The following is a 24,013-nucleotide window of genomic DNA, read 5'->3' as shown; positions in this document are numbered from 1 at the left end:
ACTACTCCTTAGTTTTCCAATGTGATGTACCCCTAAGATATACCGGAAATACTTCTTGTGTTAGAGCTTTTTGAGTTTTTTGCTTAATGTATAAGCTAGAAACATATTCAATAACATTACCAACATCTAGTTGAAAATCATCATTTTGAATATCTAATTCAGAAATACTATCACCAACAAGGTTATATCCTGAGTAAATATCCTTAGAATATTCATCTAACTTATAAACATCTTCTGATACTATTTCATTATTGCTCTTATTATATAATCCTAGGTAAAAATCTCCCATCCTTGCATCAAGGATAACAGCTACTTTTTCTGAATTGGTTTTTGTACTTTTTGCAATAGCAAACATACTTGAAAAGCCAATAATAGGAATGTCTAATCCAACTGCAAAACCTTGACAAACAGCTGCAGCTAGCCTAACTCCAACAAAGCTACCTGGACCGACACCATAAGCAATAAAATCTAAAGATTTTTTATCAATATTTGCTTTTTCAAAAACACCTTTGATCATTTCTAAAAGATATTTATTATGTTGACGAGGTATTTCTCTCGTATCATTGTAAACTTTACCATCTACTGATAAAGCGACTGAACAATATCTACTTGATGTATCTAATACTAAAAAATTCATCTTCTAACCAATAACTTGTTTAACTTGATAGTTTTTGTCTAAAACAACAAACTCTGCATCAAAGCCTACTTTAATCTGACCTTTCTTTAACCCTAATGATTTTGCCTGATTCGTGCTACTCATTTTAACAGCATCATGCAGGTTACAGCTTGTAAACTTTATAATATTTTCTAAAGCTTTATTCATACTCAAAACACTTCCTGCAAGCACGCCATTTTCTAGTCTTGCCTGACCATCCTTTACTATTACTTTTTGTCCGCCAAGTTCAAAGATGCCTTCTCCTGCATTCTGAGCTGACATAGCATCTGTAATAAGAGCAATATTATCTGAACCTTTTATTTCATAAGTAAATTTAACCATATCCGGGTGTAGATGTATACCATCAACAATCAACTCAGCTAAAACTTTCTTTGACATTAATAAAGCAGTAGCTGCTCCTGGGTTACGGTGTTCGATAGGACTCATAGCGTTAAATAAATGTGTCGCGTGACTACATCCTTGATCTATTGCTTGAAAGGCTTGTGCCATTGTACAGTTAGTATGACCTATAGAACTTATTATGCTTTTATGATTACAAAACTCTATTACTTTGTTAGCATTTTTTATTTCTGGAGCTATAGTTATCTTTTTTATCAAATTATTACAAGCTGTATGCCAGTTAGCTAACTTATCAACATCTGCTTCTTGAAGATAATTTGGATTTTGAGCACCGATCTTTCCAGGAGATATAAAAGGTCCTTCTAAATGAACTCCAGCTATCTTAGCACTGAGATTGTTAGGTTGCTCATTATATAGTTTAATGGCATGCATTGACTTTAAAATTTGTTCATTAGGGGCTGTCATAGTTGTTGCAAGATAGCTTGTTACTCCCTGCTTATAAATAGACTTAGAAATCACATCAAGAGCATCAATATCGCCATCCATAACATCAGCACCTTTTGAACCATGAATATGAATATCGATAAATCCAGGTATAACATAGTCATTCGAATCTAAGCCAATTATAGGAAGATTAAAATCCTTTGCTTTTGCTTGATCAACTATAGCTTTGATAAGATTATTCTCAACTACTATATCTTTATTTTCAAAACCTGTTTCAGTATAAATTTTTGCATCTTTTAGAATATAGCTTTGCATATAAAAGCCCTAATAGGTAAAATCTTGCTTTATATTAACTAAATTTATTATTTTTATCTACAATGTTACATTGGTTTCCTGGGCATATGCATAAAGCCACTAAAGAGTTTCGCAAGAAAATGCCCTCTATTGATATAGCTATTGAAATAGTTGACGCTCGTATTCCTGATTCTAGTAGTAATCATGTTCTAGAAGAAATTGTTGGTGATAAACCGATTATAAAGATACTTTCAAAGAATGACCTTGCAGATCCAAAAATTACTAAAGAGTGGCTAAATCACTACCATGGAAGTGCTATTGCAGTAAATACCCTACAAGATAAAAATATTGTTAAAAGAATTATAGATCTTGCACAAAAGAAATGTCCGAATAGAGGTACTGTGCTAAAGCCAATTAGAGCTATTATCTTTGGGCTGCCTAATGTTGGTAAATCTACAATGATAAATAAACTAGCGGGTAGAAAAGTTGCAAAGACTGGTAATGAACCAGCTGTAACAAAGCTACAGCAACGCATTGATATTAGCAAAAGTTTTATGATCTTTGATACGCCTGGGATTATGTTTCCTAGCCCTAAAAGTGAAACTAGTGGCTTTAGAATCGCAAGTATTGGCTCTATTAGAGATACTGCTATGGATTATGAAGCTACAGCATGTTATTTATTAAACTTTCTTAAAGAAAAAAATACCAAGAACTTCTTAACTCGTTATAGTTTTTTAAATGAAAAAGAATTTCTTGAGAAACATCCTCAAGAGATCATTAAAGATATCTCAGGGATAAAGACAAACTTTAATATCAAGCAAGCTGCTAAAAATATAGTCCATGATTTTAGAGCTGGACATTTTGGCAAGATTTCTTTGGAAGATCCGGATACCGTACAAGCTGAAAAAGAGCAAATGTTAATAGATGAAACTAACGAAAACACTCTCTCTTAGAAAGAGCTTATATTTATACTAAATTTTAATTTAATCATTACACTTTTATATACAGAAAACATCTAATTGTCTTAAATATAAGATAAAGCTATTATATAATTTAAGTAATATATTTTATTAAAAGCTGTAATAGATGTCTGAAAAAGATAACCCTCTAGAAACTACTAAAGCAAGAAGCAAACTACTAGCTTCACAAAAAAAAGATAATAATAAAACCTCTAGTAAGAAAGATAAGCTGCTAATACCCGAAAACAAAAGTAGCGAAAAAGTTTCTAGCAAAAAGAAAAGACTTCTAATATCTGAAGAGGAAAGTGATAATAAAATCTCCAACCAAAACGATAAACATTTAGTATTTGATGAACAAGATGATGATAAGACTTTTAATAAAGATAGTGAATCTCTAGTATCTGAGAAGCTAAATAGTGTTGAAGCTTCGAATGAAAATAACGAGCCTTTAGCAACAACTGAAGATAAAAATAATAATGAAACTCTTAATGAAAATGAGGAATCTATAGCACCTAAGAATGAAGGCGATAAACAAATTCCTAGCGAGGTTAATAAGTCTTTAGCATTTAAAGATCAAAATGAAAATGAAACGTCTAATGACGATAATGAACATCTAATAACTGAAAATATAAATGTTAACCAAAGTACTAGTGAAGATAATCAGCCGTTAGTCTCAGAAGAGCATAATAATAGTGAGCCTCTAGTATATCTTGAAGAAGATCGTGTTGAACCAACTAAACCAACCACATCAAAAAAGAAAAAAATTATTAGAGTCTTAATTGGTGTAGCAATAGTCGGTGTTTGTGCTGTTGGAGTTAATAAATATATAGATTATAGACATGAAGTATTTTTACAAGAATATAATAAAGCTATTGCTGATATTAATAGTAAGAATGTAAAAGGTTACGAAGCTGCTTTTGAGATATTACAAGACTTAGCAGATGACGATGAAGCTACACCTTCAGACTACTATTATCTTGGGTACTTGTATCAATATGGGTTTGGAACACAAAAAAACTATTCTAACGCTTATAAATATTATAAAAAAGCTAATAATGCACAAGCATTTTATCAAATAGCTATCTTGTACAAATTTGGTCAAGGCGTAAATAAAGATAACGATAAAGCTCTAGAGTATTTTAAGAAATCATATAAAGCAGGTAATAAAAATGCCATAATTGGCCTAGCGAAACTTCTTGAATCTAACCCTAGACTTATATCTGCAGCTGACCCAGAGCTCTTATATCAAATCTACTTGGCATATCAATCCAATAAAATAAAGGAAATTAAACCTAACGAAAAAGATAAATATCTTTCAATAGCTGTATCTAAAGGCTATGATCCAGCAACTATTAAACAAGCACAGATCTTTGCACAAGATAAAGATTATCATAGAGCATCAATATTATGGCAAACATTACTATATAGCTCTAACCCTAAAACAGCTGATCTTGCAGAAAAAGAAATGACAAAAATAGAAACATTGATCAAAGAGCAGCGTGAAAAGGAGCTAGAGGAAAAAACAACTAAAAAAGAAATCATAGAAAAAAAATCTGAACCTAAAAGTGAAGAAGCCAAGCAGAAACTGATCGAAAATAATAGAAAAATCGGCCTGTCTATCCCTAAAAAAGAACTTGAGAGTCTAAATGGACTTGTCTATATTAATCTCTTTAATACTGATAAAGAAAAGCTACAGAACTTTTATAAAAGTCTATCGGGCATAGAAATTGAAAATGGTTGGATAATTAACTCAAAAGACAATAACCCTAGTTATATTAATAATCTAATAGATCTCGCTCAATTTAAACATAACAAATCATCTCTAAGATTTGATTTTGGAGATAAAGATAATACTAATAAATATGAAGGTTTAGTTTATTATTTTTATAACAATAAAAATGAGCTTATTCAAAATACAATTAATAATATAATCCAAAACAAGCCTAAACAATCATCTTTAACACCGAGACTAAATAGTAATAATTTATTAAGTAAAAATATTGATAATAAGTCAAGCACACAACAGGGTCAAAAAAATATTTTAGATCAACTACAAGAGAGAAAAACTGTAAACTCTCAGAAACAGAATCAAGAACACCAAAATCAAAACAAACAAGAAAATAATCAAATACAACTAACTTACAAAGAAAAAGTCCAAAGAATGCAAGTATTTGCTCAGAAAGGTGACTATAAAGAGTTATACAAGCTTGAACATGCCGCTAGTGATGGTGATGTTTATGCAATTTACTATACTGGGATCTATTACTACAATCTTAAAGACTATAAAAAAGCTATGGAGTACTTTGAAGAAGCTTCTAGCAAAAACTATGGTCCTGCAGATTACATGCTTGGAAACATGTATTATGATGAACAGGAAAATGGTATACCTTACAATAAAGAAAAAGCTAAAATGTATTATAAAAAGGCTGCCAACTTAGGCGTTAAAAATGCAGAACACTTATTAATGCTTATGGATTAAGAGATATAAGATAAATAGTTTTCAATTATTCGTAAACACCTTCTTTCCAATGCTTACGACATACGGATACATATTTAGTATCTGTTTCTTTTAATGAATCATCATCTACAACTATAGGATTACCCTCTTTTATAGCCTGGCCATTTTGTACTATCATATTAAAACTAGCTTTCTTACCACAGTGACAAATCGTTTTGACCTCTTCTAAAGTATCAGCTATAGCTAATAATAAAGCTGCCGTTTCAAAAGGTTGACCTAGATAATTAGTGCGTAAACCATAGCAGATTACTGGAATGTTTAATTCATCAACAATTTCTGCTAACTGCCATACCTGCTCAGGTTTAAAAAAATGTATTTCATCAATTAATACACAATCAACAGACTCTTGCTGATTATACTTTTGTACAAAACTATAAATATTATCGTGATCAGTCAAAGAGTAAGCATCTTGATCAATACCTATACGTGATTTGACTTTATTTAGCCCTGCTCGCTTATCAACTGCTGAGGTTAAAATTAGGGGGTTCCTACCTCGATCTTCATAGTTATAAGCTACCTTTAAAAGATCTAATGTTTTTCCTGCATCCATTGATGAATATCTAAAATATAACTTTGCCACAATTATTCCCTTGATTTATTGCCAGCTACCGTACATTGGATTAGGCATAATAAAATATTTAGAACCAAACTTCTTGAATGCTTTTGCATCTGCTTTTTGCATATTCTTTTGCTTCAAATTAGGGAAATCTTGAATATTATCACCAAAGTAAGCTATAACTTTATGAGCTGGAAGTTTATTAGTTAAAATTATATTTTTATTATATTCTCCTGTTTGCACAGCTTCAAATCTTGGATTTTTATTAAACTGCTCTTTACCGTCATCTTCATTTGAGAAAAGAACCTGGTCAAAATAAATATGTTGCTGTTTTAGATTTCTAACAGTTGCATCAAACTCCTTCTTATCATTACCGCCTCTATTAGTAACAAAGCTCACATAACCTCCAAGTTTATGGATTAGATGCGTAAATTTAGCAGCTCCAGGAGTAGCTATAGCATCTCCTTTTTTAAGCATATCTTCATTAAACTTATAGTTTTTATAATTATTATATTCATCTGCAGAGTTATCTAATGCAGTCTCATCTATATCTAATATGACACCCCAAGTGTCTTTTTTAAGGTTATATTTTTTGACTTCATGCTTTATTTTTTCACTCGCCACATTATATGCTTGATAATATAGTGCTTTTTTCTCAGCTGAGACATGATACCACTTAACACCATCAACATTAGGGTTACAACCAACAGCAAATACTGTACTTGACGCCCCTACAACCAAAAATAATGCTAAATTTACCTTCTTTAATACCATAAATTTCTCCTAAATCTAAACTTTCCTAATTATATTAATACCATGACGGATTGGTAAAACCAAAGTTTCTAAATCATCTCTTTGACTTACATACTTATTAAATTCATCAAGAGCCTTCGCTCGCTTATCCTGTGGATCTAAGACTTCTGCACGCCATAAAATATCATCAACTATTATTATGCCTCTATCAGACATTTTATTTATCAATATATCAAAGTAGCTCTGTGTTTGTTTTTTATCAGCATCAATAAATGCTATATCAATATTATTAGGCAAACTTGGAAGTATATCTATTGCATTTCCTTCAAGATACTTTATGTTTGGATATTTAGATATAAACTCTTTTGCTACCTTCTCGCCTGATTGATTAGGCCTATCAATAGTATACACATCAATATCTGCTGAAACCCCAGCCATAGCTATAGCTGACATTCCTGTAAATGTACCCACATCAACACATACTTTGGCTTTACTTGTAAACACAAAGAACTGAAGTAATTTAGTCACTATTTTTTCAGATAGCATTTGAGCACCATGAACTTGCTCTTTTGTTTGAAGACCTAACTGGTTAAGATCTAGCGATAAATCACTAGTATGATCAAGACAATATTGCCAAATATCATCTTGAGTAAATTGATTTTGCTTCATTATGAAGTTATTTTTTATAAAAAACTTTTAGTATTTTGCATTAATAGTAATGATTAGTCTAGCCTCAAAAAGTGCTTTTATTTTATTTTTATGGTAGAATTTGTGCGCATTTTACTATAAATAACTCTCTCATATTTAAAATGAGAAACAACTAAAATTAAAGGTTTTAATAAATGAAAGAACAAAAAAAGGTTTTTATAAAAACTTTAGGCTGTCAAATGAATGAATATGATTCTGCTAGAATGCACGAAGTTCTAGATGAACATTTCCATACGGTTAAGACAGATGATTATAAAGATGCTGATATCATTCTAATCAATACATGTTCTATTAGAGAAAAAGCTCAAGAAAAAGTATTTCATGAGTTAGGAAGATGGAAAAATCTTAAAAAAACTAAAGAAGATCTAGTTATAGGTGTTGGTGGTTGCGTTGCATCTCAAGAAGGTGAAAACATCATTAAAAGAGCTCCTTTTGTTGATTTAGTTTTTGGTCCACAAACTATCCATAGACTTCCAGAAATGATCAAACAGAAGAAACAAACTCAACAATCTCAAGTTGATATATCATTCCCAGAAGTTGAGAAGTTTGACTATCTACCTGAGCCAAAAGCTGAAGGTGCTAAAGCATTTGTTTCTATAATGGAAGGATGTGATAAATATTGTTCTTACTGTGTAGTTCCTTATACTAGAGGTCCTGAAGTAAACAGACCATTTGAAGATGTATTAGCTGAATGTGCAATACTAGCAGAGCAAGGTGTTAAAGAAATCACTCTACTAGGACAAAACGTAAACCATTATTTAGGCCCAATGGAAAATGGTCAAATAGCTGATCTAGCGTTATTGATACATTTTATTGCAGAAATTGATGGTGTTGAGAGAATTAGGTTTACAACTTCTCACCCTGTTGAGTTTTCACAAAACCTAATTGATGCTTATGGTAGTGTTCCAGAGTTGGCAAATCATCTACACTTACCTGTACAGCATGGTTCAGATAGAATTCTTACAAATATGAAAAGAAACCATACTATCTTAGAGTTCAAACAAAAAATAAGAAAGCTAAGAGCTATTCGCCCAGATATAACTATATCATCTGATTTTATAGTTGGTTTCCCTGGCGAGACAGAAGAAGACTTTCAAAAACTTCTTGATCTAGTAAAAGATGTTAACTTTGACCAGTCATTTAGCTTTATTTATAGCAAGCGTCCAGGTACTCCAGCTTCTGATCTACCTGATGATACTCCTATGGAAGTGAAAAAAGATAGACTAAAAAGATTACAAGACTTACTAAATAGTAATTCTCAGATCATTTCTAGACAAATGGTTGGGACAAAACAACGCATTCTTGTTGAAGGCACATCTAAGAAAGATGATGATGTTCTAGCTGGTAGAACTGAAAATAATAGAATTGTTAACTTTAAAGGTGATAAATCTTTGATTGGTCAGTTTACTACGGTTACAATAACAGAAAGCCTACCAAATTCTCTAAGAGGAGAGCTTGTTTAATATATGAATAAAACTCAATTTGTTTTAGAGCCATACAGTTATGATGCTATGATGCAACTGTGTGGCAACCTTGATGAAAATATCCGTGCTATCGAAAATTATTTTAGTGTTGAAATTAAACATCGTGCTGATGAGTTTGAAATATCAAGTGATTCAAGTGCAAATAATACTCAAGCAAAGAGATTTATCAAATCATGTTATGCTGAGATTTTAGCTGGCAATACAGAATTAGATTTAGAGCAAATTACAACGATTCTAAATGCTACAGCAAAAGAAAAAACTCCTCAAGCCAAATCTAAAAAGCAACTTGAAGAAGCTGAAGTACAGCTTAGAAGCAAAAAGCTAAAAGCTCGTACACACAATCAAGCGGTATATCTTGATAATATCAAAAACAACTTTGTAACTTTTGGTGTTGGACCAGCTGGTACTGGTAAAACATATATGGCCATAGCTTGTGCGGTATCTGCATATGAAAAAGGCGAGGTTAGAAGAATTGTACTTGTGCGCCCTGCTGTTGAAGCTGGTGAAAAACTAGGCTTTTTACCTGGTGATCTTACACAAAAGATTGATCCATATTTACGCCCTATGTACGATGCTCTTTTTGATTTTATGGGTGTTGAGAAAGTCACAAAATTAATCGAGAAACAAGCTATAGAGATTGCTCCATTAGCATATATGCGTGGTAGAACAATTAATGACTCTTTTATAGTTCTTGATGAAAGCCAAAATACTACAAAAGAGCAAATGAAGATGTTTTTAACAAGGATTGGCTTTAATACTACTGCGGTTATAACTGGTGATATTACTCAGGTTGATTTACCTAAAAATGTAACTTCTGGTTTAAGACATGCTTTATCAATTCTTGATAATATTGATGGTATAGCTATTAGCTATCTAAAATCGGTAGATATTGTCCGCCATCAAATAGTTCAAAAAATTGTTAATGCTTATGATAAATATGAGAATAAGGATTAGATATTTTTAGCTTTTATAGCTAGAGGTTTTTTCTAAGCAAATTAAGAATTTAAATAATGTTCGTCGATTGTACAAGTTATACGTTGAAAATTATCTAACCCTCCTTGAACAATTGAGTTTTGTATTAAAAATACTTTATTTCTAACTTCAATAAATTTGTCAAAAATTTCATCTGAATACTCAATATTGAACTCTTGACAAAAGATATTAATCCAATAATCTAAAGTATTTCCATAAAAATCTTTATATAAAACTTTTCTATCTTTAAAGAATTTTTTTAATTTATTTTCTAAATTAGCCATTTGATATTTCCTTGTCATCTATTAAATTTTTAATTAAGACCTATATGTAAAAGTCTTAATACTGATTAATTATTATTACTTGTAGAATTATTATATTGGATGCTAATAAGTTTTAAATCGCTAGACAAAACACTTAAAAGCAATAAATATATTTAATTAAATATCATTGTAATGATTAGAAAAGCTTATTTTGCTCATCTCCAAAATTCTTTTCTTCTACATATAATAATATCACGCTAATATAAGGTTCATTAAAGTTGTTAATAATTTTTATTTTTGAAGAATAACTATAATAATTAGAACCTATAGGATATTTTTATCGTTTATGATATTCTAACGAAACGAAATAATTTAGCTTCTGAATTATAATGTATCAGAAGAGCTTAGATTTGCTATAAGCATTTTGTTTATCTAAGAAATAATATAAAGTACTAAACATATACTATAAAAGTATAAAGAGAAACATATAGGAATGGATAATTTAACTCTAAATATAATCAACGATGATGAACACCCCATACCGGGTAAAGATCTACTAAACAAATGCTTTAAACTTGTTGCAGATAAACATAATATTGCCCAAGCTGAAGTAAATGTAAGCATTGTCTCAAATGATGAAATCCAACAAATAAATAAACAGTTTCGGAATAAAGATAAACCTACGAATATAATATCTTTTGAATTTGAAAAACCAGAGGGTTTACCAAATGATATAGTAGATGATTTCTTAGGTGATATTGTTATTGCTCCTAAGGTACTAGAACAAGAGGCAAAAGATCAAAATAAAACTTTGGAAAGTCATTGGCAACATATATTTATACATGGTTTGCTTCATCTGTTAGGATATGATCACCTAGATGATCAAGAAGCTGAAGAAATGGAAAGTTTAGAAATAGAATTACTAGCTAAACTAGGAATAGCTAATCCATACATTATACAAGAGAACTAATTAATGTCAGAGAATAACCCCTTCATAAAAAAAATTACATCTAGTATTTTTAATATTAAAAGTGAAGATGCTCTTATAGATGCTATCAATAGAGCTGCCGATAATGAAGTGATTGATAAAACTTCACAAAATATGCTTATTGGCGCAATGGAAATATCATCTTTAGATGTTGGTGATATTATGATCTCACATACTAAAATAGTAGCTGTAGATATGGCTATGTCTATCAAAGAGATCTTAACAAAAACTATAAACTCTAGTCATACGCGTTTACCCGTATATTGTGAAGACAAATCTGAAGTTTTAGGGATATTACATTCAAAAGATCTATTAAAACTGATTTTTGAAAAAGAGATTGAGTCAAATACAGATGATGAGTTAAAAGCAGAAGATATTAAAAATATCCTCCGCCCTGCTATATTTATACCAGAAACAAAAAAGCTAAACTCAATGCTAAAAGATTTTAAAAATAGTCAAAACCACATAGCAATTGTAGTTGATGAGTATGGCGCTATTTCTGGCCTAATCACAATAGAAGATGTTTTAGAAGAAATTGTTGGTGATATCGAGGATGAGTTTGATACAACAAGTGAAAATATTGTAAAAATAGCTAATAATAAATTTATAATTGATGCTACAACTTCAATAGAAGATTTTAATGAGTATTTTAATACACAAATAGATGATGATAATGACTATGACACTGTAGCGGGTATGATTATCCAGACTCTAGAGTACTTACCTCAAAAAGGTGATAGCATTATTTTAGAAGGTTTAAAATTTACAATTCAAGAAGCTGATAACCGTAAGATTATTAAAGTTTTAATCGAAAAATTAAAGAATGATGAAGAATAATATATTTAAAGCAATAGTTACTGTTTTAAGTGGTGCTCTGCTAACTTTAGCATTTGCTCCCTTTCGTATAGATATATTAGCAATAATATCTCTAGTTATCTTTTTCTATATACTAAATGATTCTAAAAAGGTTCGTAGTGCTTTTTTTACTTCAGTTTTATTTGGATTAGGATTCTTTGGTACTAGTATATCTTGGGTATATATAAGTATTCATCTATTTACTCAATCTGTAGCTGCTGGATTGGCTGCAGCTGTTGCTTTAGTTATTTTATTGAGTTTTTTGCATATTATTCCCTTTGGGACTTTTAGCTATATACTTACAAGAAAGGCAAATAGTTTTACCAAAATAATAATATATCCGGCACTTTGGACTTTGTTTGAGATTGTTAAAGCCAACCTCTTATGGGGGGGCTTCCCTTGGGTTTCATTAGGATATTCTCAAACTGAATCACCTCTAATATGGTTTGCAAATATTGGTGGTGTATATCTAGTTAGCTATATTGTTGCTTTTATTGCTTGTTTGATAGCTTTTTATATCTGTAATAAAAGTAGCCTTAAAAAGATTATCTCTTGCATAGCTATTATCTGTGTTTTATATATCTGCGGATTTATTATTGAGCATAATCAACCTCCTATAAAAACAACCCAACCTCAGAAGGTTGATTTAGTACAAGGTGACTTTATTCAAGGATTTAAATGGGACCAAGATAACTTTGTGAAAATGGAAAAGTATTATGAGAATGTTGCAAAAGAGCATAAAAATGCTTTAATCATATTCTCAGAGAATGCTATCCCAAGCTACAGACAATATTTAGGTCCTTACTTTAACAACCTCGCTAAAATAGCAAACAAAAACAATAGTGCTTTACTAATTGGCTCCCTAAGTATAGAACAGTCACAGAACTCTTCTAAAATTTATAACAGCTCTATTATAATTGGTAAAGGTCATGGCATTTATAACAAACATCACCTTGTCCCTTTTGGTGAATATTTCCCAATTAAGTTTTTTGGTTATGTTGATAGTGCTGGTCTTAGTAACTTTAATGCAGGTCATGAAGTCCAACCGATAATGAATGCTTTTGGTTACCCTTTAGCTAACTTTATTTGTTATGAAGTTGGCTATCCTGAACAAGTCAGAGATCAATTACAAGGAGCTAGAATAATATCTGTAATTAGTGATGATTCATGGTTTGGTGACTCTATAGCACGTGATCAGCAGTTACAAATATCTCAAGTAAGGGCTATTGAAAATGCAAAGTTTGTATTAACTACAACAAGTAATGGTATAACCTCTGTTATAAATACTAGAGGTGAAATAGAAAAAGAACTTCCTAAAGATACTCGAGGTATACTTGAACAGACTGTATATTTAAATAGTTATAAAACTATATGGATGGAAATAGGTATGAACCTTATCTTTGGCCTTATAATACTTAGTTTGATTATCGGTGTGATCTTAAAAGAGAAGTCTGAACGATTGAATAAAAATTCTACTATATAAATTGATTAAACTGCTTTCTTATTGACTGCTGCATTTGTCATATAAACACCTAAAAATACCACGCCACCAAATAATAGCGATAAAATAGAAATAGTTTCTCCATAAAAAAGAAACCCTATAAAAATAACTAAGAATGGTAATGTATTTTGAAAAACTGCTGTTTTATAAACACCTATTTCTTCAAGTGCTCCGAGATACCAGACATAAGCAGTTACTGTCGCAAACACAGCTATATAAAGCATACTCCCCCAGAATTTAACATCAGTATGAGCAAGCTGAGAAAAATCTGATTTAACTAAACTAACTATTGCAAACATTATCATGCCTACAATTGCAGCATAAGTATTTATAGTAATCATATGAATACCTTCTCTTACACAACATTTTCCTAATATTGCATAAGCCGCAAAACATACTACAGCTAAAACACTTAATACTTCACCAAAATTTATCTCAATGCCATTTAAACATTCTGCAGCTCCATTAGAGAACAAAACTACTCCAATAGTACCTAGCAGTGCAACAAGTATACCAACCTTAGCTTGCTGATTGACTTTCATACTAAAGATATAACTTGATAATACGGTAATCAGACATGGTGTAAATGCATAGATTATGGCTACTATATTTCCTGATATAAGCTTCTCAGCCCATAAGAATGTAATGTTGTATAGGAAAACTCCAAAAAAACCTACCGCTATAACATACATCCACTGTCTAATATTTAAACGAGGAAAAAATGTCTTTGTAAAATAATAGTGGATAAAGATAAATATTATTGAAGCAAAAGCATAACGTATCAAACCTACTAAATATATATCAACATATTTAAGTGGTAAAGGAGCTATATGGTATAAGCTAGCCCAAAAAACTAAAGCTAAAACTATTTTCAAATAACCTTTTACTAAAGAAGTATTTTTCATGATTCATTTTTATCTATTCCTTTTCAGATACTCTACTATATCTGGGTTTAATAGTGTAGAGGTATCTCCGAAATTTTCAAAATCTTTGGCTGCTATTTTTCTTAGGATTCTACGCATAATCTTACCTGAACGAGTTTTTGGCAGCTCTGGAGTAAACTGGATAATCTCTGGTGTAGCAACAGGTCCAATTTCTTGACGAACATATTTGACTAAAGATTTTCTTACTTCATCAAGAGTACTTTGACTACCATCTGTATTTTCTTTAAGAATGCAGTAAACATATATAGCCTCTCCTTTAATATCATGAGGCATACCTACGACCGCACTCTCTGCAACTGAAGGATGAGTATTTAAAGCTGCTTCAATTTCTGCTGTAGCCATTCTATGACCTGAAACATTTATCACATCATCCATACGTCCTTCTATCCAGATGTAACCATCACTATCTCTTCTAGCAGCATCACCTGAGAAATAGTTTCCTTTAAAACTAGAAAAATAAGTCTGCAAATATCTATCGTGATCACCAAAAATAGTTCTTGCCATTCCTGGAGTTGCTCTCTTTATACATAAAGCTCCTTTACCTTCTCCATGTATTTCATTACCTTCTGTATCGAACAAACCAACTTCAACTCCAAAGAAAGGTTTTGAGGCAGAACCAGGTTTTAACTTGTGTGCTCCTGGAAGAGGTGTAATCATATGCCCACCTGTTTCGGTTTGCCACCAAGTATCGACTAATGGAGCTTGATTATTACCAGCTTTTTCTACAAACCAATGCCATGCTTCTGGATTTATCGGCTCACCGACGGATCCTAATATACGCAAAGATTTTCTTGTAGTAGTTTTAAGATAATCATCACCAACTTTTAACAAAGATCTAACTAAAGTTGGCGCTGTATATAAAATACTAACATTATGCTGATCTACTTCTTGCCATAGTCTTGAAGCATCAGGATACGTAGGTACCCCTTCAAATATGACTGAAGTTGCACCATTAGCAAGTGGGCCATAGACTACATAAGTATGTCCAGTTATCCAACCAATATCTGCAGTACACCAATATACATCATGATCTTTATGATCAAATACTAGTTTATGAGTCATACTTGCGTATACTAAATAACCTCCTGAAGTATGCACTAATCCCTTAGGAGCACCTGTAGAACCTGAAGTATATAGCATAAATAAAGGAGTTTCTGCATTAAAAGATTTTGGCTGATGCTCATTTGAAACTTTTTTTAATTCTTCAGAGTAACAAATATCAACATCTTTATTCCACGATATATTTTCTGTTTCAGTATTTCGCACTACAAGGACTTTTCTGACAAAATCGATATTTGATATGATCTTATCAACACTAGCTTTCATAGGAATTCTCTTGCCAGATCTAACAGCCTCATCAACTGTAATTACGAAATCGCTTTTTGCATTTATGATACGTTGTTTTAATGATTCCGCAGAAAATCCACCAAATACAACAGAATGAGTTGCTCCAATACGAGCGCATGCTAGCATTGCATATATTGATTCAGGTACTAATGGCATATAGATAGTTACAACATCCCCTTGTTTTACACCATTATTTTCTAAGACATTAGCCATCTCACAGACTCTATGATATAGCTCTCGATAAGTTATTTTTTTTGATTTTTTTGGATTATCAGCTTGCCATATAAAAGCTACTTGATTAGCACGTTCAGGTAGATGTCTATCTATACAGTTATAACAGACATTTAACTGACCATCTTCAAACCACTTAATACTAACAGGATCAAAGCTACTATTACATGCTTTGGTGAAAGGTTTATCCCAATGTATACGATTTGCCTGTTTAGACCAAAACTCTTCTGGATTATTTAAAGATTCTTGATAAAGTTTCTCATACAGTTCACTATTAATATGAGAAGTATCAATGAACTCTTGAGATACCTGAAATTTTGAATATGACATTACTTACTATTAAATAAATTTAACCTTAAGTTTCATATTAGCATATTTAAGAAAAATTGTAAGAATAAGATATAACAGAATACTAATAAATTTACTGTTTATTTTTAAGGTAACTCTTGAATTTTTCTCCTAACTCTTCGTGCTGTAAAGCTATCTCATAATTAGCAATTAAAAAGCCTAACTTACTGCCACAATCATAGCGAGTTCCTTTGAATTCATAAGAAAGTATTTTCTCTTCCTGCTCTATAAGCTTAGCTATAGCATCAGTAAGTTGAATTTCACCACCAGCTCCTTCAGATGTTGTTTCAAGACATCTAAAAATTTTATTGGGTAATAAGTATCTACCAACAACAGCATTCGTTGAAGGTGCTTTTTCTGGGGATGGCTTTTCAACAATACCTTTAATAATATTTTCCTTATCTTTCGCAACTATTCCATATGAGCCAGTTTCATCTTTTTTGACTTGCTGAGTTGCTATACACCCCCTAATATCACTACCTTCGACAGACTGAACCATCTGTTTTAAAACCCCTGTCCCACAATCATGATTATAAATAAGATCATCAGGCAAGATAACTGCAAAATCCTCAATCCCAACCAATGGTTTAGCACACAATACTGCATGGCCTAAACCTAATGCTTCTGGTTGACGCACAAAGAAAAAACTGACATCTTTAGGAATAATATTTCTAACCATATTCAGTAGTTCATACTTCTGTTTTTTCTCCAGTGAATATTCTAACTCAAAGTTTCTATCAAAGTGATCTTCTAAAGATTTTTTATTAGAGCTTGTAACAAATATTATTTCCTTACAACCTGCCTCTATAGCTTCTTCAACAGCATATTGAATTAAAGGCTTGTCAACTACTGTTAACATTTCTTTAGGACATGATTTTGTTGCAGGTAAAAACCTCGTGCCCCAACCCGCAACAGGAAAAACTACTTTTCTAATTTTCATTTCTTTATAAGACCTTATAAACTAAGCATCAGTAAGCTGACAATATAAGTTAATACTAATATTATAGCCTTTATATGCTATATTCTTCAATTCATTTGCATATCTTTTTAGATCATTTGATCTTTTGACATAGAGATCAACTATAATTTCATTGTCAAAATAGTATATAGAGCTTCTTTTAGGCAAGATTGCATTTGTATCTAAATTATTTCTAGCAAAAAATTCTGATATAACCCTAAAAATATCTTGTCTTGCTGGTTCAAAATTTTCTAATTTTATTACACTGTCTTCGTGGTTTGTAACATCTACATGTACTGTTATATCTTTGATATTTTCAACATTATGATAAATATTACTTTTGACAATTTCTGCTACATAATGACCTTCAGAAGCTGTACTAAACTTATTTACTAAAACATGAACATCTAAAACAATTTTTCCAGCCATTTTTCTTGTTCTAAGGTAATGAAAATCTTCAACTCCCTCAGTGTTTGCAATTATTGTTTTAATAGTTTTACGGGTATCATCATCAACTCCTTCATCAATAAGTTCAGCAACTGCAGAATATCCCCATCGAATACCCATTTTAACAATCATAAAACAAACAACCAGAGCAGCAAGAGCATCCATCCATGTAAAACCTAAGAAAGCTCCAGCTAAGCCAATTAAAACAACTACTGATGACCACATATCTGAACGACTATGCCATGCATTTGCCCTTAGCATATCTGAATCAATCTTATTAGCAGCTCTCATGGTATACTGATAAATAAACTCATTACCAATTATAGAAAAAATAGCCGCAAAAACTGTAAACCTATCAGGAGTTACATACTCACCACTAATTAAATCCCCTAATGAATGATAGACAATCATAAAACCAACAACTATAAGTAAGCATGACAACACTAAAGTAGCCAATGTCTCAAGCCTCTCATGTCCATATGGATGATTATGATCTTCTCCCTTATTCGCATATTTAGCTGCAAATAAAACCATACAATCACTAAGTAGATCTGAAAAAGAATGAATACCATCTGCAAATAAAGCTGGAGAACGACCAATTATTCCTACTATTGTTTTAGATATTGCAAGTAATGCATTTATAAACATACCTACAATAGTTACCTTCTTTGTTATTTGATATCTATTATCTGACATATTGTTCCTCTTATTACACATATAAGAATATTTTAAAAGATAATAATAGTTAGTAGTCTTAAAGTCTAGATTTATTAAATTTTTATTAATCCTTAGTCATTACTAATTTAAACAATAGTATATGAGCAATGATTGAGAAAGCTATAGTAGATAGCCACCATTTTATAGGGTTTTCTAAACCACTAATTGTAATATAATAAGCTGCAAAAATAGATACAATAAATTGGAAACTAGCCATTACTAAACCAGGATTCCAAGCTTTACGTTTAATACCTTCTGCAATATGTGTTAGACAATTCATAATGCTAAAAATAATTATTAATAAACCAAAACCTAAATTTATAAAACTTAATATTCCAAAAATAGCAAAAGCTAACCAAACCATTAAGATATTTATCCAAAATATTTTAATATCAGTAAGTTTCTCTTGACCATCGGGCAAATTCATAACAACACGATTCATAAACTTTTTAAATCCACCAGGAATATAATGCTATTCTGTCTGATGAAACAAATACAAAGGAATATTTACTAATCCCCAAAAATGAGGATCATAGATCGAAAAGTTCATAAATAGTAAAATTAAAAGAATTATTCCTGCCCATGGAGCTATTTTTGCTCAATTTTGATTTTTAGCTAAAAAACTTATCATCATAAAACCTCAATAAAGCCCATTAATTATATTGATGATATATCATCTTTTGTTAAGTAGCACATTTTTTAAATATATTGATTTTTTTAGTAAAAATAGCCTTGCAAAGCAAATAAATAATTGTATAATATACTCCATCAGTTCGGAGAAATGGCTGAGTGGTCGAAAGCGGCGGTCTTGAAAACCGTTGACTGTAACAGGTCCGGGGGTTCGAATCCCTCTTTCTCCGCCATTTATTAAAAGCCCTTAGAAATAAGGGCTTTTTTATGTCTAAATGTTTTTATATTCAATATAACGTTAAAACTAAATAAGAATATCTGTCACATAATATTCTACGATTAAATTAGAGCATTTAACTCTTTATAAAAATCTATATTTATATCGAATTAAGATCTGTAATAACATAAGATATTTGAAAATATACAAATATAATAAAAATACAGATTACTTTAGGAGTATAATAAGCATCTACTAATTAATAATAGTTACTTGAATGATCGATCCAAAGAATAAATTTATAGATTTTGAAAATAACAAAATATTGGAGATTATATTCCATGACATACTTTCTTTAGTAAAAAGAATAAAGAAAACAAAAAAGATAAGTATCTCTCAAGCAGCACAAATGAGTATATTAAATACTGAAATGATGGAACAATTTATTAATCTAATCAATCATATGACAGATAAAAACTTTGATGATGATAAAGAATCTCAAATGTTAGAAAGTTGCTTAGATTTTCAAGACTTGTGTTTATATATCAAAAACATAGATAAATATGAGGATGATTTTGATCTAACCAAAAGGCCTAGTTTTCATTAAAAAGCATATATATGATTATTCATTATCTATGAGTTATCTGATTTATAATAAGACAAAGTTAGAATTGAGTATATAGATTATGAATAATTATCAGAAGTTAAAGATGGATATGATTTCTTTATTTTTTCAGATACTTTTAAATCAATATTAGCGGTTATTACAGTCTCTGTATTACCAGCTAATAGAACAGTCTTACCTTCAGGATTTACTATACATGACATACCACCCAACTCACTAAAACGTTTAGAAAACAAGCAACCTTGGCTAGGATTCTCACCTATATAGTTACAAGCAATCATAAATATATGATCTTCGTAGGCTCTTGCTTTAATTAAAGTATTCCACATTTCAGTTCTAAAAGTACGTATTGTGGAAGGAATTATAACAGCATCAACACCAGCTTTAGCGTAGTTTCTAAATAATTGCGGAAACTGTATATCATAACATATTGCTAGTCCTATTTTACCCCACGGCGTATCTAATATAACAGGAGTGTCACCCTTAACGAAACAATCAGGTTCATCTGTAGTTTCTATCAAATGAGTTTTAATATACTCTCCCTGAATATCACCATTATTATCAAAAACAAAAAGAGAGTTTGATAGCTTATTTTTAGTTATATTTTTATAAATGATACCTGCACAAATCCATAAATTATATTTTTTTGCAAGAATACTAAATATTTTAATACTATCTTCTCTATTTTTCACAGAAGATAATCCTTGCTCATTGATAGGTACATTACTATATTCAGGAAAAACTACCATTTGAGCCCCTTGATTTGCAGCATTAATAATATAACTTTCAAGTATATTGTTAAAATTATACTGTTCATCATTAAGCATTGGAGCTTTTTGGACAATAGATACCCTTAACATAAGCCCTCCTTATGTTTCATATTTGTTAAAATTTAAATTAAAGAATTATTTTATTAAGATAATGTAGAAATTTTAGATGGAGACTTACACCATTCCAGAGTCCCAAGTTAACTGATGCTCTAGTCCATACTTTATAAAGATATCATCACTAACTTTATCTTCTGTAGTAAATATTCCTAGACCTAGTGGATTATCTTGCATACGCTCATTCATTAGTTTTTTCTCAAGATCTAACATTTCCTGTCTATCCATATCAGGTTTTAAGAAATCTATTACCAATGCAATTCTTGGCTCTTCCGTACGATTGTGTGGGCAATGAGGTAGAGAGTGATCAAGAACAAGCATTTCTCCATTATGCCATTTTAGATGCTCACCACAGATTTTCATAGCAATATCACCTTCTGGAACTTGAAGACCTAAATAACCACGATACATATGAGGGTTCCAGTTAACATGTAGCTTAATGTCTGTACCTGGTTTTAATACAGAGAAAAGAACATTTCTAAGACATCCATCAGAAGCTTCTTCTGCTTGTTTAATAATTTTACGAGTCTCATGGAAATGATTTTCTTCTAGATATCCTAAAATATCAGCAATCTCTTTGTCACTAATTTCTGGCCAATGCAACTTAAACTCTTTAATAAACTCACCCATTGGTAAACCTTGGCAATATAATGTAAAAGCACTATAAATAGAACCTTTTTTAGCTTTAAGAGTATTACTTCTTGGCGTCATAAAAAGTTGAGCTCTTTCAAAATCAAACTTCTCATCTGCTATAAACTCATTGTATTCTTTTTTAAGAGTTTCCCAATTGTTAGTAAAAATGCTTAAAAAACCGTAATCATTTGGATTTCTATTGTATTCGTTATATTCGCTCATGATAATCTCCTTTGAATGATTTATCTTATATTTATAATTGAGTGTTATGTTTTAAGCACAATGTAAGCATAGCTAACATAGCTTATAATAACCACTTACCTGAAACCTTTTATTTATAGGCTATTTTTTTAAAAAATGTAAGTAAAAATAACACCTGTTTTCAAGAATAAGCATTATAAAAAGTTTTTTCAAATTTTTTCATAACATTTTTTCATTTTTTATTGTTAAATTTACTTACATAAAATAGAAAATAAACTTACATATACAGTCAATACAGGGTATTCCATACAAATGACAAGTGAGTAAAAATAATGTTATTACAAATAAGTTTTGAGAAAATATAGTTAAAAGACCCTAATCATTCTAACTTAAATAGTGAAATTTATTAAAATTAGCATCTAATAAAAACAAAATAGGGATTAATTTTTAAAAAAGCTAGAAAGGACTGTCTAATTTTAAAGTATTAATACCCCCCAGCTTTACCTGTACCTGTAAATACAAATGAGCCATGTATAGTATATGGTCTAAAGAATGGTCCTGTTCCTGTTTGTTTATCAGTATGGCGATAGAAGCCTCTCCAATCTGGTGGATCAATCTCACAAGTCTCATCATACTTACCTGGACCATCTAGTTGTACATTTCTACCATAATGAGGACCATCATTAGCTACCATACTCATCATAGAGAAAACGATTCTCCAATCTGAATGTTCCTTACTAATTGTACACGCTATCTCACAATCAGGAATCCATCCACCTGCTCCAAAGCCCATTTTATCACCTTTGATAGCATGTTGATCAATCTCATTATGGATTGTTGGTTTAAAATTTTTCTTCATTGTCGGCATTGGAGCCATTGTTACAGGCTCAACCCATATTAGAGCTGTTTCTACTTTATGTTGATATATTTTAGGTGCCGCAATCGGATGATCTGCATACGCAGTTCCTCCAAATGCTGCAATAGCCGCTACAGATAATAACAATTTTTTATTCATTTTATTCTCCTTATTTTTTATTATTCTGGGACAACAATATGCTGTCTTATTTTTTCAACATCTGAGATATATGCTTTATTAAAGATTGCTGGCCACCAAATAAATGATATAAGCGCAAGATTTATAATTAGTAATCCAGCAACAAAAATAGTTTTAATCAAACTTAGACTTAACACTTTTTTTATAGCTTTATACAAAAGCAAAATACTCCAAATAATACTTAGCATAAATAAAGTTAACTTGATCAAATCTGAAGTTGATTGCAACATACCAAAATCAGCTTGCATAACTTCAAAGAACTTACCACACAGACCAATCACTATGGTTAGCATTGCTACAGGTGTAAATTGATAAGTAAATAGATAAAAAACTTTCTTGAAGTTCTTTTTAGAAGATGATTTAGCTATAAGTGAGGCTATGGCTATTAATACACCAGATATTAGTGCTGTAATAAAACCATAAAGCAACATATATATACTAATAGTAAATATATCTAACCAATTAAAGTTCTGATTCCAAGTTTGAGAAGATAACAACCAAGGCGCTATATTAAAAGGCCATATAATATTATGATTTATTAGATACGTTGCAACATCATCTCTAAGCAATTGATACTGATGTAAAATTAACCACAAAAATCCTCCAGCTGCTAAACCTGGAGATAACAAAATAAATGCTACTTCACTCCAATTTGGATCTCGATCTAAAACATTAGTTAGCTCAATACCTGGAGATCTAAAGTAATTACCTAAACCAGCTTTTTTTTGAGTAGTTACACACTTACCACATGTAATACAGTTATTTGTTGAGATTTTATAAGGTAAATTATAATCTGTTGGACATAAACGACCTTGTACAAAATAATCTTTATTTTTCGGCAAAGCTTTAACACCTCTATTTGGTGATATTTGGACAAAACTCAAGCGTGATATTACACCGAGTATTTTACCTATTGGACAAAAGTAGCGACACCATGGTCTACCATTGTTTTGGCTATATACCAGTCCAATGATAATAGCCAATAAAAATACAAATCCAAATAGCTTAATCATACCCCATGGATCATCTCTGACATCTAGGGTTTGCCCCATTACCGTAATAGCCGTAAACATTAATACAAGCCAAAATTCGCTTTTCATCCAGTTTGGTATTTTTCTTTTAAGACCAAACTTGCCAGCCCACTGTGCAAAAGCTCCTAAAGGACATAACATTCCACACCATAATCTACCAAAAGGTATAACAGATAGTAGACATGCTCCATACCAGACACCCCAAAATAGGAATTGACTTAGCAATATCACATTTGTAAATATAGTATCTGTAGACTTAGGATTCTTAGAACATACAGGGGCAATTATCAAGAATAAAAAAGCTAGCAACATAAAAAGCTGTACACAAAAGAAATAGCGATGAAGCTTCTCAAGAAACTTATCAAATATAAATATTCTTTTATTATTCGAACTATCTAATATTTTAATACTTGATTCTTTTATTCGAACTTCCATA

22 protein-coding genes, 1 tRNA gene and 1 pseudogene are annotated in these 24,013 nt (G+C 31.0%); 9 read left to right on the top strand and 15 right to left on the bottom strand.

From position 1 onward, the window contains the following. Position 1: 1 nt before the first annotated feature. Complete coding sequence (tsaB, locus tag FIP56_RS04885; RefSeq protein ID WP_192577827.1) at positions 2-637, bottom strand: tRNA (adenosine(37)-N6)-threonylcarbamoyltransferase complex dimerization subunit type 1 TsaB; 636 nt, start codon at positions 635-637, stop codon at positions 2-4. A 3-nt stretch (positions 638-640) separates the two neighbouring features. Next, positions 641-1,774, bottom strand: a complete 1,134-nt coding sequence (nagA, locus tag FIP56_RS04880; RefSeq protein ID WP_192577826.1) for an N-acetylglucosamine-6-phosphate deacetylase — start codon at positions 1,772-1,774, stop codon at positions 641-643. A gap of 62 nt (positions 1,775-1,836) precedes the next feature. On the opposite strand from nagA, the gene ylqF reads away from it, so the two are divergent. Together ylqF and FIP56_RS04870 are read left to right on the top strand one after the other, a co-directional pair. Further along, complete coding sequence (gene ylqF, locus FIP56_RS04875) at positions 1,837-2,706, top strand: ribosome biogenesis GTPase YlqF (RefSeq protein WP_192577825.1); 870 nt, start codon at positions 1,837-1,839, stop codon at positions 2,704-2,706. Positions 2,707-2,839: 133 nt separating this feature from the next. Then, a complete protein-coding gene (locus FIP56_RS04870) occupies positions 2,840-5,191 on the top strand; it encodes an SEL1-like repeat protein (protein WP_192577824.1) in 2,352 nt (783 codons plus the stop codon). A 25-nt stretch (positions 5,192-5,216) separates the two neighbouring features. Here FIP56_RS04870 and FIP56_RS04865 read toward each other — a convergent pair whose 3' ends face one another. The 3 genes from FIP56_RS04865 to FIP56_RS04855 are packed head-to-tail and all read right to left on the bottom strand — an operon-like array spanning position 5,217 to position 7,208. Then, positions 5,217-5,810, bottom strand: coding sequence for a thymidine kinase (locus FIP56_RS04865; RefSeq protein WP_192577823.1), 594 nt, complete (start codon positions 5,808-5,810; stop codon positions 5,217-5,219). A gap of 15 nt (positions 5,811-5,825) precedes the next feature. Beyond that, on the bottom strand, positions 5,826-6,560 hold the full coding sequence (locus FIP56_RS04860) for an HAD family acid phosphatase (protein WP_192577822.1): 735 nt from the start codon (positions 6,558-6,560) through the stop codon (positions 5,826-5,828). Positions 6,561-6,575: 15 nt separating this feature from the next. Beyond that, positions 6,576-7,208: a class I SAM-dependent methyltransferase gene (locus FIP56_RS04855; protein WP_192577821.1), complete on the bottom strand. Its 633-nt coding sequence runs from the start codon at positions 7,206-7,208 to the stop codon at positions 6,576-6,578. A 173-nt stretch (positions 7,209-7,381) separates the two neighbouring features. Here FIP56_RS04855 and miaB point away from each other — a divergent pair, with 173 nt between their 5' ends. Both miaB and FIP56_RS04845 read left to right on the top strand, forming a co-directional pair. Next, positions 7,382-8,710 (top strand): tRNA (N6-isopentenyl adenosine(37)-C2)-methylthiotransferase MiaB, encoded by a 1,329-nt coding sequence (miaB, locus tag FIP56_RS04850; RefSeq protein ID WP_192577820.1) that lies wholly within the window; start codon positions 7,382-7,384, stop codon positions 8,708-8,710. Positions 8,711-8,713: 3 nt separating this feature from the next. Then, entirely contained in the window at positions 8,714-9,685 is a 972-nt protein-coding gene (locus FIP56_RS04845) for a PhoH family protein (RefSeq protein ID WP_192577819.1), read from the top strand. A gap of 41 nt (positions 9,686-9,726) precedes the next feature. On the opposite strand, the gene FIP56_RS04840 is transcribed toward FIP56_RS04845, so the two are convergent. Continuing rightward, complete coding sequence (locus tag FIP56_RS04840) at positions 9,727-9,987, bottom strand: hypothetical protein (RefSeq protein ID WP_192577818.1); 261 nt, start codon at positions 9,985-9,987, stop codon at positions 9,727-9,729. Positions 9,988-10,459: 472 nt separating this feature from the next. Here FIP56_RS04840 and ybeY point away from each other — a divergent pair, with 472 nt between their 5' ends. From ybeY to lnt, 3 genes are read left to right on the top strand one after another with little or no spacing between them, the layout of a single operon-like run. Beyond that, on the top strand, positions 10,460-10,936 hold the full coding sequence (ybeY, locus tag FIP56_RS04835) for an rRNA maturation RNase YbeY (RefSeq protein ID WP_192577817.1): 477 nt from the start codon (positions 10,460-10,462) through the stop codon (positions 10,934-10,936). A 3-nt stretch (positions 10,937-10,939) separates the two neighbouring features. Further along, complete coding sequence (locus FIP56_RS04830) at positions 10,940-11,791, top strand: transporter associated domain-containing protein (RefSeq protein ID WP_192577816.1); 852 nt, start codon at positions 10,940-10,942, stop codon at positions 11,789-11,791. Next, entirely contained in the window at positions 11,781-13,292 is a 1,512-nt protein-coding gene (gene lnt / locus FIP56_RS04825) for an apolipoprotein N-acyltransferase (RefSeq protein ID WP_192578854.1), read from the top strand. Before FIP56_RS04830 ends, lnt begins: the two co-directional genes overlap by 11 nt. A 5-nt stretch (positions 13,293-13,297) precedes the next feature. Here lnt and FIP56_RS04820 read toward each other — a convergent pair whose 3' ends face one another. The 5 genes and pseudogenes from FIP56_RS04820 to FIP56_RS04800 all read right to left on the bottom strand — a co-directional run bounded on the left by FIP56_RS04820 (position 13,298) and on the right by FIP56_RS04800 (position 18,894). Beyond that, complete coding sequence (locus tag FIP56_RS04820) at positions 13,298-14,215, bottom strand: DMT family transporter (RefSeq protein WP_192577815.1); 918 nt, start codon at positions 14,213-14,215, stop codon at positions 13,298-13,300. A 9-nt stretch (positions 14,216-14,224) separates the two neighbouring features. After that, complete coding sequence (acs, locus tag FIP56_RS04815) at positions 14,225-16,162, bottom strand: acetate--CoA ligase (RefSeq protein ID WP_192577814.1); 1,938 nt, start codon at positions 16,160-16,162, stop codon at positions 14,225-14,227. A gap of 91 nt (positions 16,163-16,253) precedes the next feature. Continuing rightward, positions 16,254-17,120, bottom strand: coding sequence for a UTP--glucose-1-phosphate uridylyltransferase GalU (gene galU / locus FIP56_RS04810; protein ID WP_192577813.1), 867 nt, complete (start codon positions 17,118-17,120; stop codon positions 16,254-16,256). Between the two features lie 21 nt (positions 17,121-17,141). After that, on the bottom strand, positions 17,142-18,281 hold the full coding sequence (locus tag FIP56_RS04805; protein WP_192577812.1) for a cation diffusion facilitator family transporter: 1,140 nt from the start codon (positions 18,279-18,281) through the stop codon (positions 17,142-17,144). A gap of 85 nt (positions 18,282-18,366) precedes the next feature. Beyond that, positions 18,367-18,894, bottom strand: a pseudogene (locus FIP56_RS04800) (HXXEE domain-containing protein). A 183-nt stretch (positions 18,895-19,077) separates the two neighbouring features. Between FIP56_RS04800 and FIP56_RS04795 the strand changes: the two are divergent. Continuing rightward, positions 19,078-19,165, top strand: a tRNA-Ser gene (locus FIP56_RS04795). A gap of 261 nt (positions 19,166-19,426) precedes the next feature. Then, positions 19,427-19,756, top strand: a complete 330-nt coding sequence (locus tag FIP56_RS04790) for a hypothetical protein (RefSeq protein WP_192577811.1) — start codon at positions 19,427-19,429, stop codon at positions 19,754-19,756. A gap of 77 nt (positions 19,757-19,833) precedes the next feature. Here the strand turns inward: FIP56_RS04790 and FIP56_RS04785 are convergent, their stop codons facing one another. The 4 genes from FIP56_RS04785 to FIP56_RS04770 form a co-directional block, all read right to left on the bottom strand. Beyond that, positions 19,834-20,634 carry a nitrilase-related carbon-nitrogen hydrolase gene (locus FIP56_RS04785; RefSeq protein WP_192577810.1) on the bottom strand — a complete coding sequence of 267 codons (801 nt, stop codon included), beginning with the start codon at positions 20,632-20,634 and terminating at the stop codon, positions 19,834-19,836. 84 nt (positions 20,635-20,718) lie between these two features. Next, a complete protein-coding gene (locus tag FIP56_RS04780; protein WP_192577809.1) occupies positions 20,719-21,513 on the bottom strand; it encodes an aspartyl/asparaginyl beta-hydroxylase domain-containing protein in 795 nt (264 codons plus the stop codon). Between the two features lie 463 nt (positions 21,514-21,976). Beyond that, on the bottom strand, positions 21,977-22,507 hold the full coding sequence (locus FIP56_RS04775; protein ID WP_192577808.1) for an iron transporter: 531 nt from the start codon (positions 22,505-22,507) through the stop codon (positions 21,977-21,979). 20 nt (positions 22,508-22,527) lie between these two features. Beyond that, positions 22,528-24,012, bottom strand: a complete 1,485-nt coding sequence (locus FIP56_RS04770; RefSeq protein WP_192577807.1) for a 4Fe-4S binding protein — start codon at positions 24,010-24,012, stop codon at positions 22,528-22,530. Position 24,013: the final 1 nt, after the last annotated feature.

The sequence above is a fragment of the Francisella sp. LA112445 genome (assembly GCF_012224145.1).
In the GTDB taxonomy this organism is placed as follows: domain Bacteria; phylum Pseudomonadota; class Gammaproteobacteria; order Francisellales; family Francisellaceae; genus Francisella.
Note: the sequence above shows the minus strand (reverse complement) of the source record. Positions and strands in the feature narration are given on the sequence as shown.

Coding starts and splice junctions, on each gene's coding strand:
- tsaB (WP_192577827.1), bottom strand. CDS start 637: ATGAATTTTTTAGTATTAGATACATCAAGTAGATATTGTTCAGTCGCT.
- nagA (WP_192577826.1), bottom strand. CDS start 1,774: ATGCAAAGCTATATTCTAAAAGATGCAAAAATTTATACTGAAACAGGT.
- ylqF (WP_192577825.1), top strand. CDS start 1,837: ATGTTACATTGGTTTCCTGGGCATATGCATAAAGCCACTAAAGAGTTT.
- FIP56_RS04870 (WP_192577824.1), top strand. CDS start 2,840: ATGTCTGAAAAAGATAACCCTCTAGAAACTACTAAAGCAAGAAGCAAA.
- FIP56_RS04860 (WP_192577822.1), bottom strand. CDS start 6,560: ATGGTATTAAAGAAGGTAAATTTAGCATTATTTTTGGTTGTAGGGGCG.
- FIP56_RS04855 (WP_192577821.1), bottom strand. CDS start 7,208: ATGAAGCAAAATCAATTTACTCAAGATGATATTTGGCAATATTGTCTT.
- miaB (WP_192577820.1), top strand. CDS start 7,382: ATGAAAGAACAAAAAAAGGTTTTTATAAAAACTTTAGGCTGTCAAATG.
- FIP56_RS04845 (WP_192577819.1), top strand. CDS start 8,714: ATGAATAAAACTCAATTTGTTTTAGAGCCATACAGTTATGATGCTATG.
- FIP56_RS04840 (WP_192577818.1), bottom strand. CDS start 9,987: ATGGCTAATTTAGAAAATAAATTAAAAAAATTCTTTAAAGATAGAAAA.
- ybeY (WP_192577817.1), top strand. CDS start 10,460: ATGGATAATTTAACTCTAAATATAATCAACGATGATGAACACCCCATA.
- FIP56_RS04830 (WP_192577816.1), top strand. CDS start 10,940: ATGTCAGAGAATAACCCCTTCATAAAAAAAATTACATCTAGTATTTTT.
- lnt (WP_192578854.1), top strand. CDS start 11,781: ATGAAGAATAATATATTTAAAGCAATAGTTACTGTTTTAAGTGGTGCT.
- FIP56_RS04820 (WP_192577815.1), bottom strand. CDS start 14,215: ATGAAAAATACTTCTTTAGTAAAAGGTTATTTGAAAATAGTTTTAGCT.
- acs (WP_192577814.1), bottom strand. CDS start 16,162: ATGTCATATTCAAAATTTCAGGTATCTCAAGAGTTCATTGATACTTCT.
- galU (WP_192577813.1), bottom strand. CDS start 17,120: ATGAAAATTAGAAAAGTAGTTTTTCCTGTTGCGGGTTGGGGCACGAGG.
- FIP56_RS04805 (WP_192577812.1), bottom strand. CDS start 18,281: ATGTCAGATAATAGATATCAAATAACAAAGAAGGTAACTATTGTAGGT.
- FIP56_RS04790 (WP_192577811.1), top strand. CDS start 19,427: ATGATCGATCCAAAGAATAAATTTATAGATTTTGAAAATAACAAAATA.
- FIP56_RS04785 (WP_192577810.1), bottom strand. CDS start 20,634: ATGTTAAGGGTATCTATTGTCCAAAAAGCTCCAATGCTTAATGATGAA.
- FIP56_RS04780 (WP_192577809.1), bottom strand. CDS start 21,513: ATGAGCGAATATAACGAATACAATAGAAATCCAAATGATTACGGTTTT.
- FIP56_RS04775 (WP_192577808.1), bottom strand. CDS start 22,507: ATGAATAAAAAATTGTTATTATCTGTAGCGGCTATTGCAGCATTTGGA.
- FIP56_RS04770 (WP_192577807.1), bottom strand. CDS start 24,012: ATGGAAGTTCGAATAAAAGAATCAAGTATTAAAATATTAGATAGTTCG.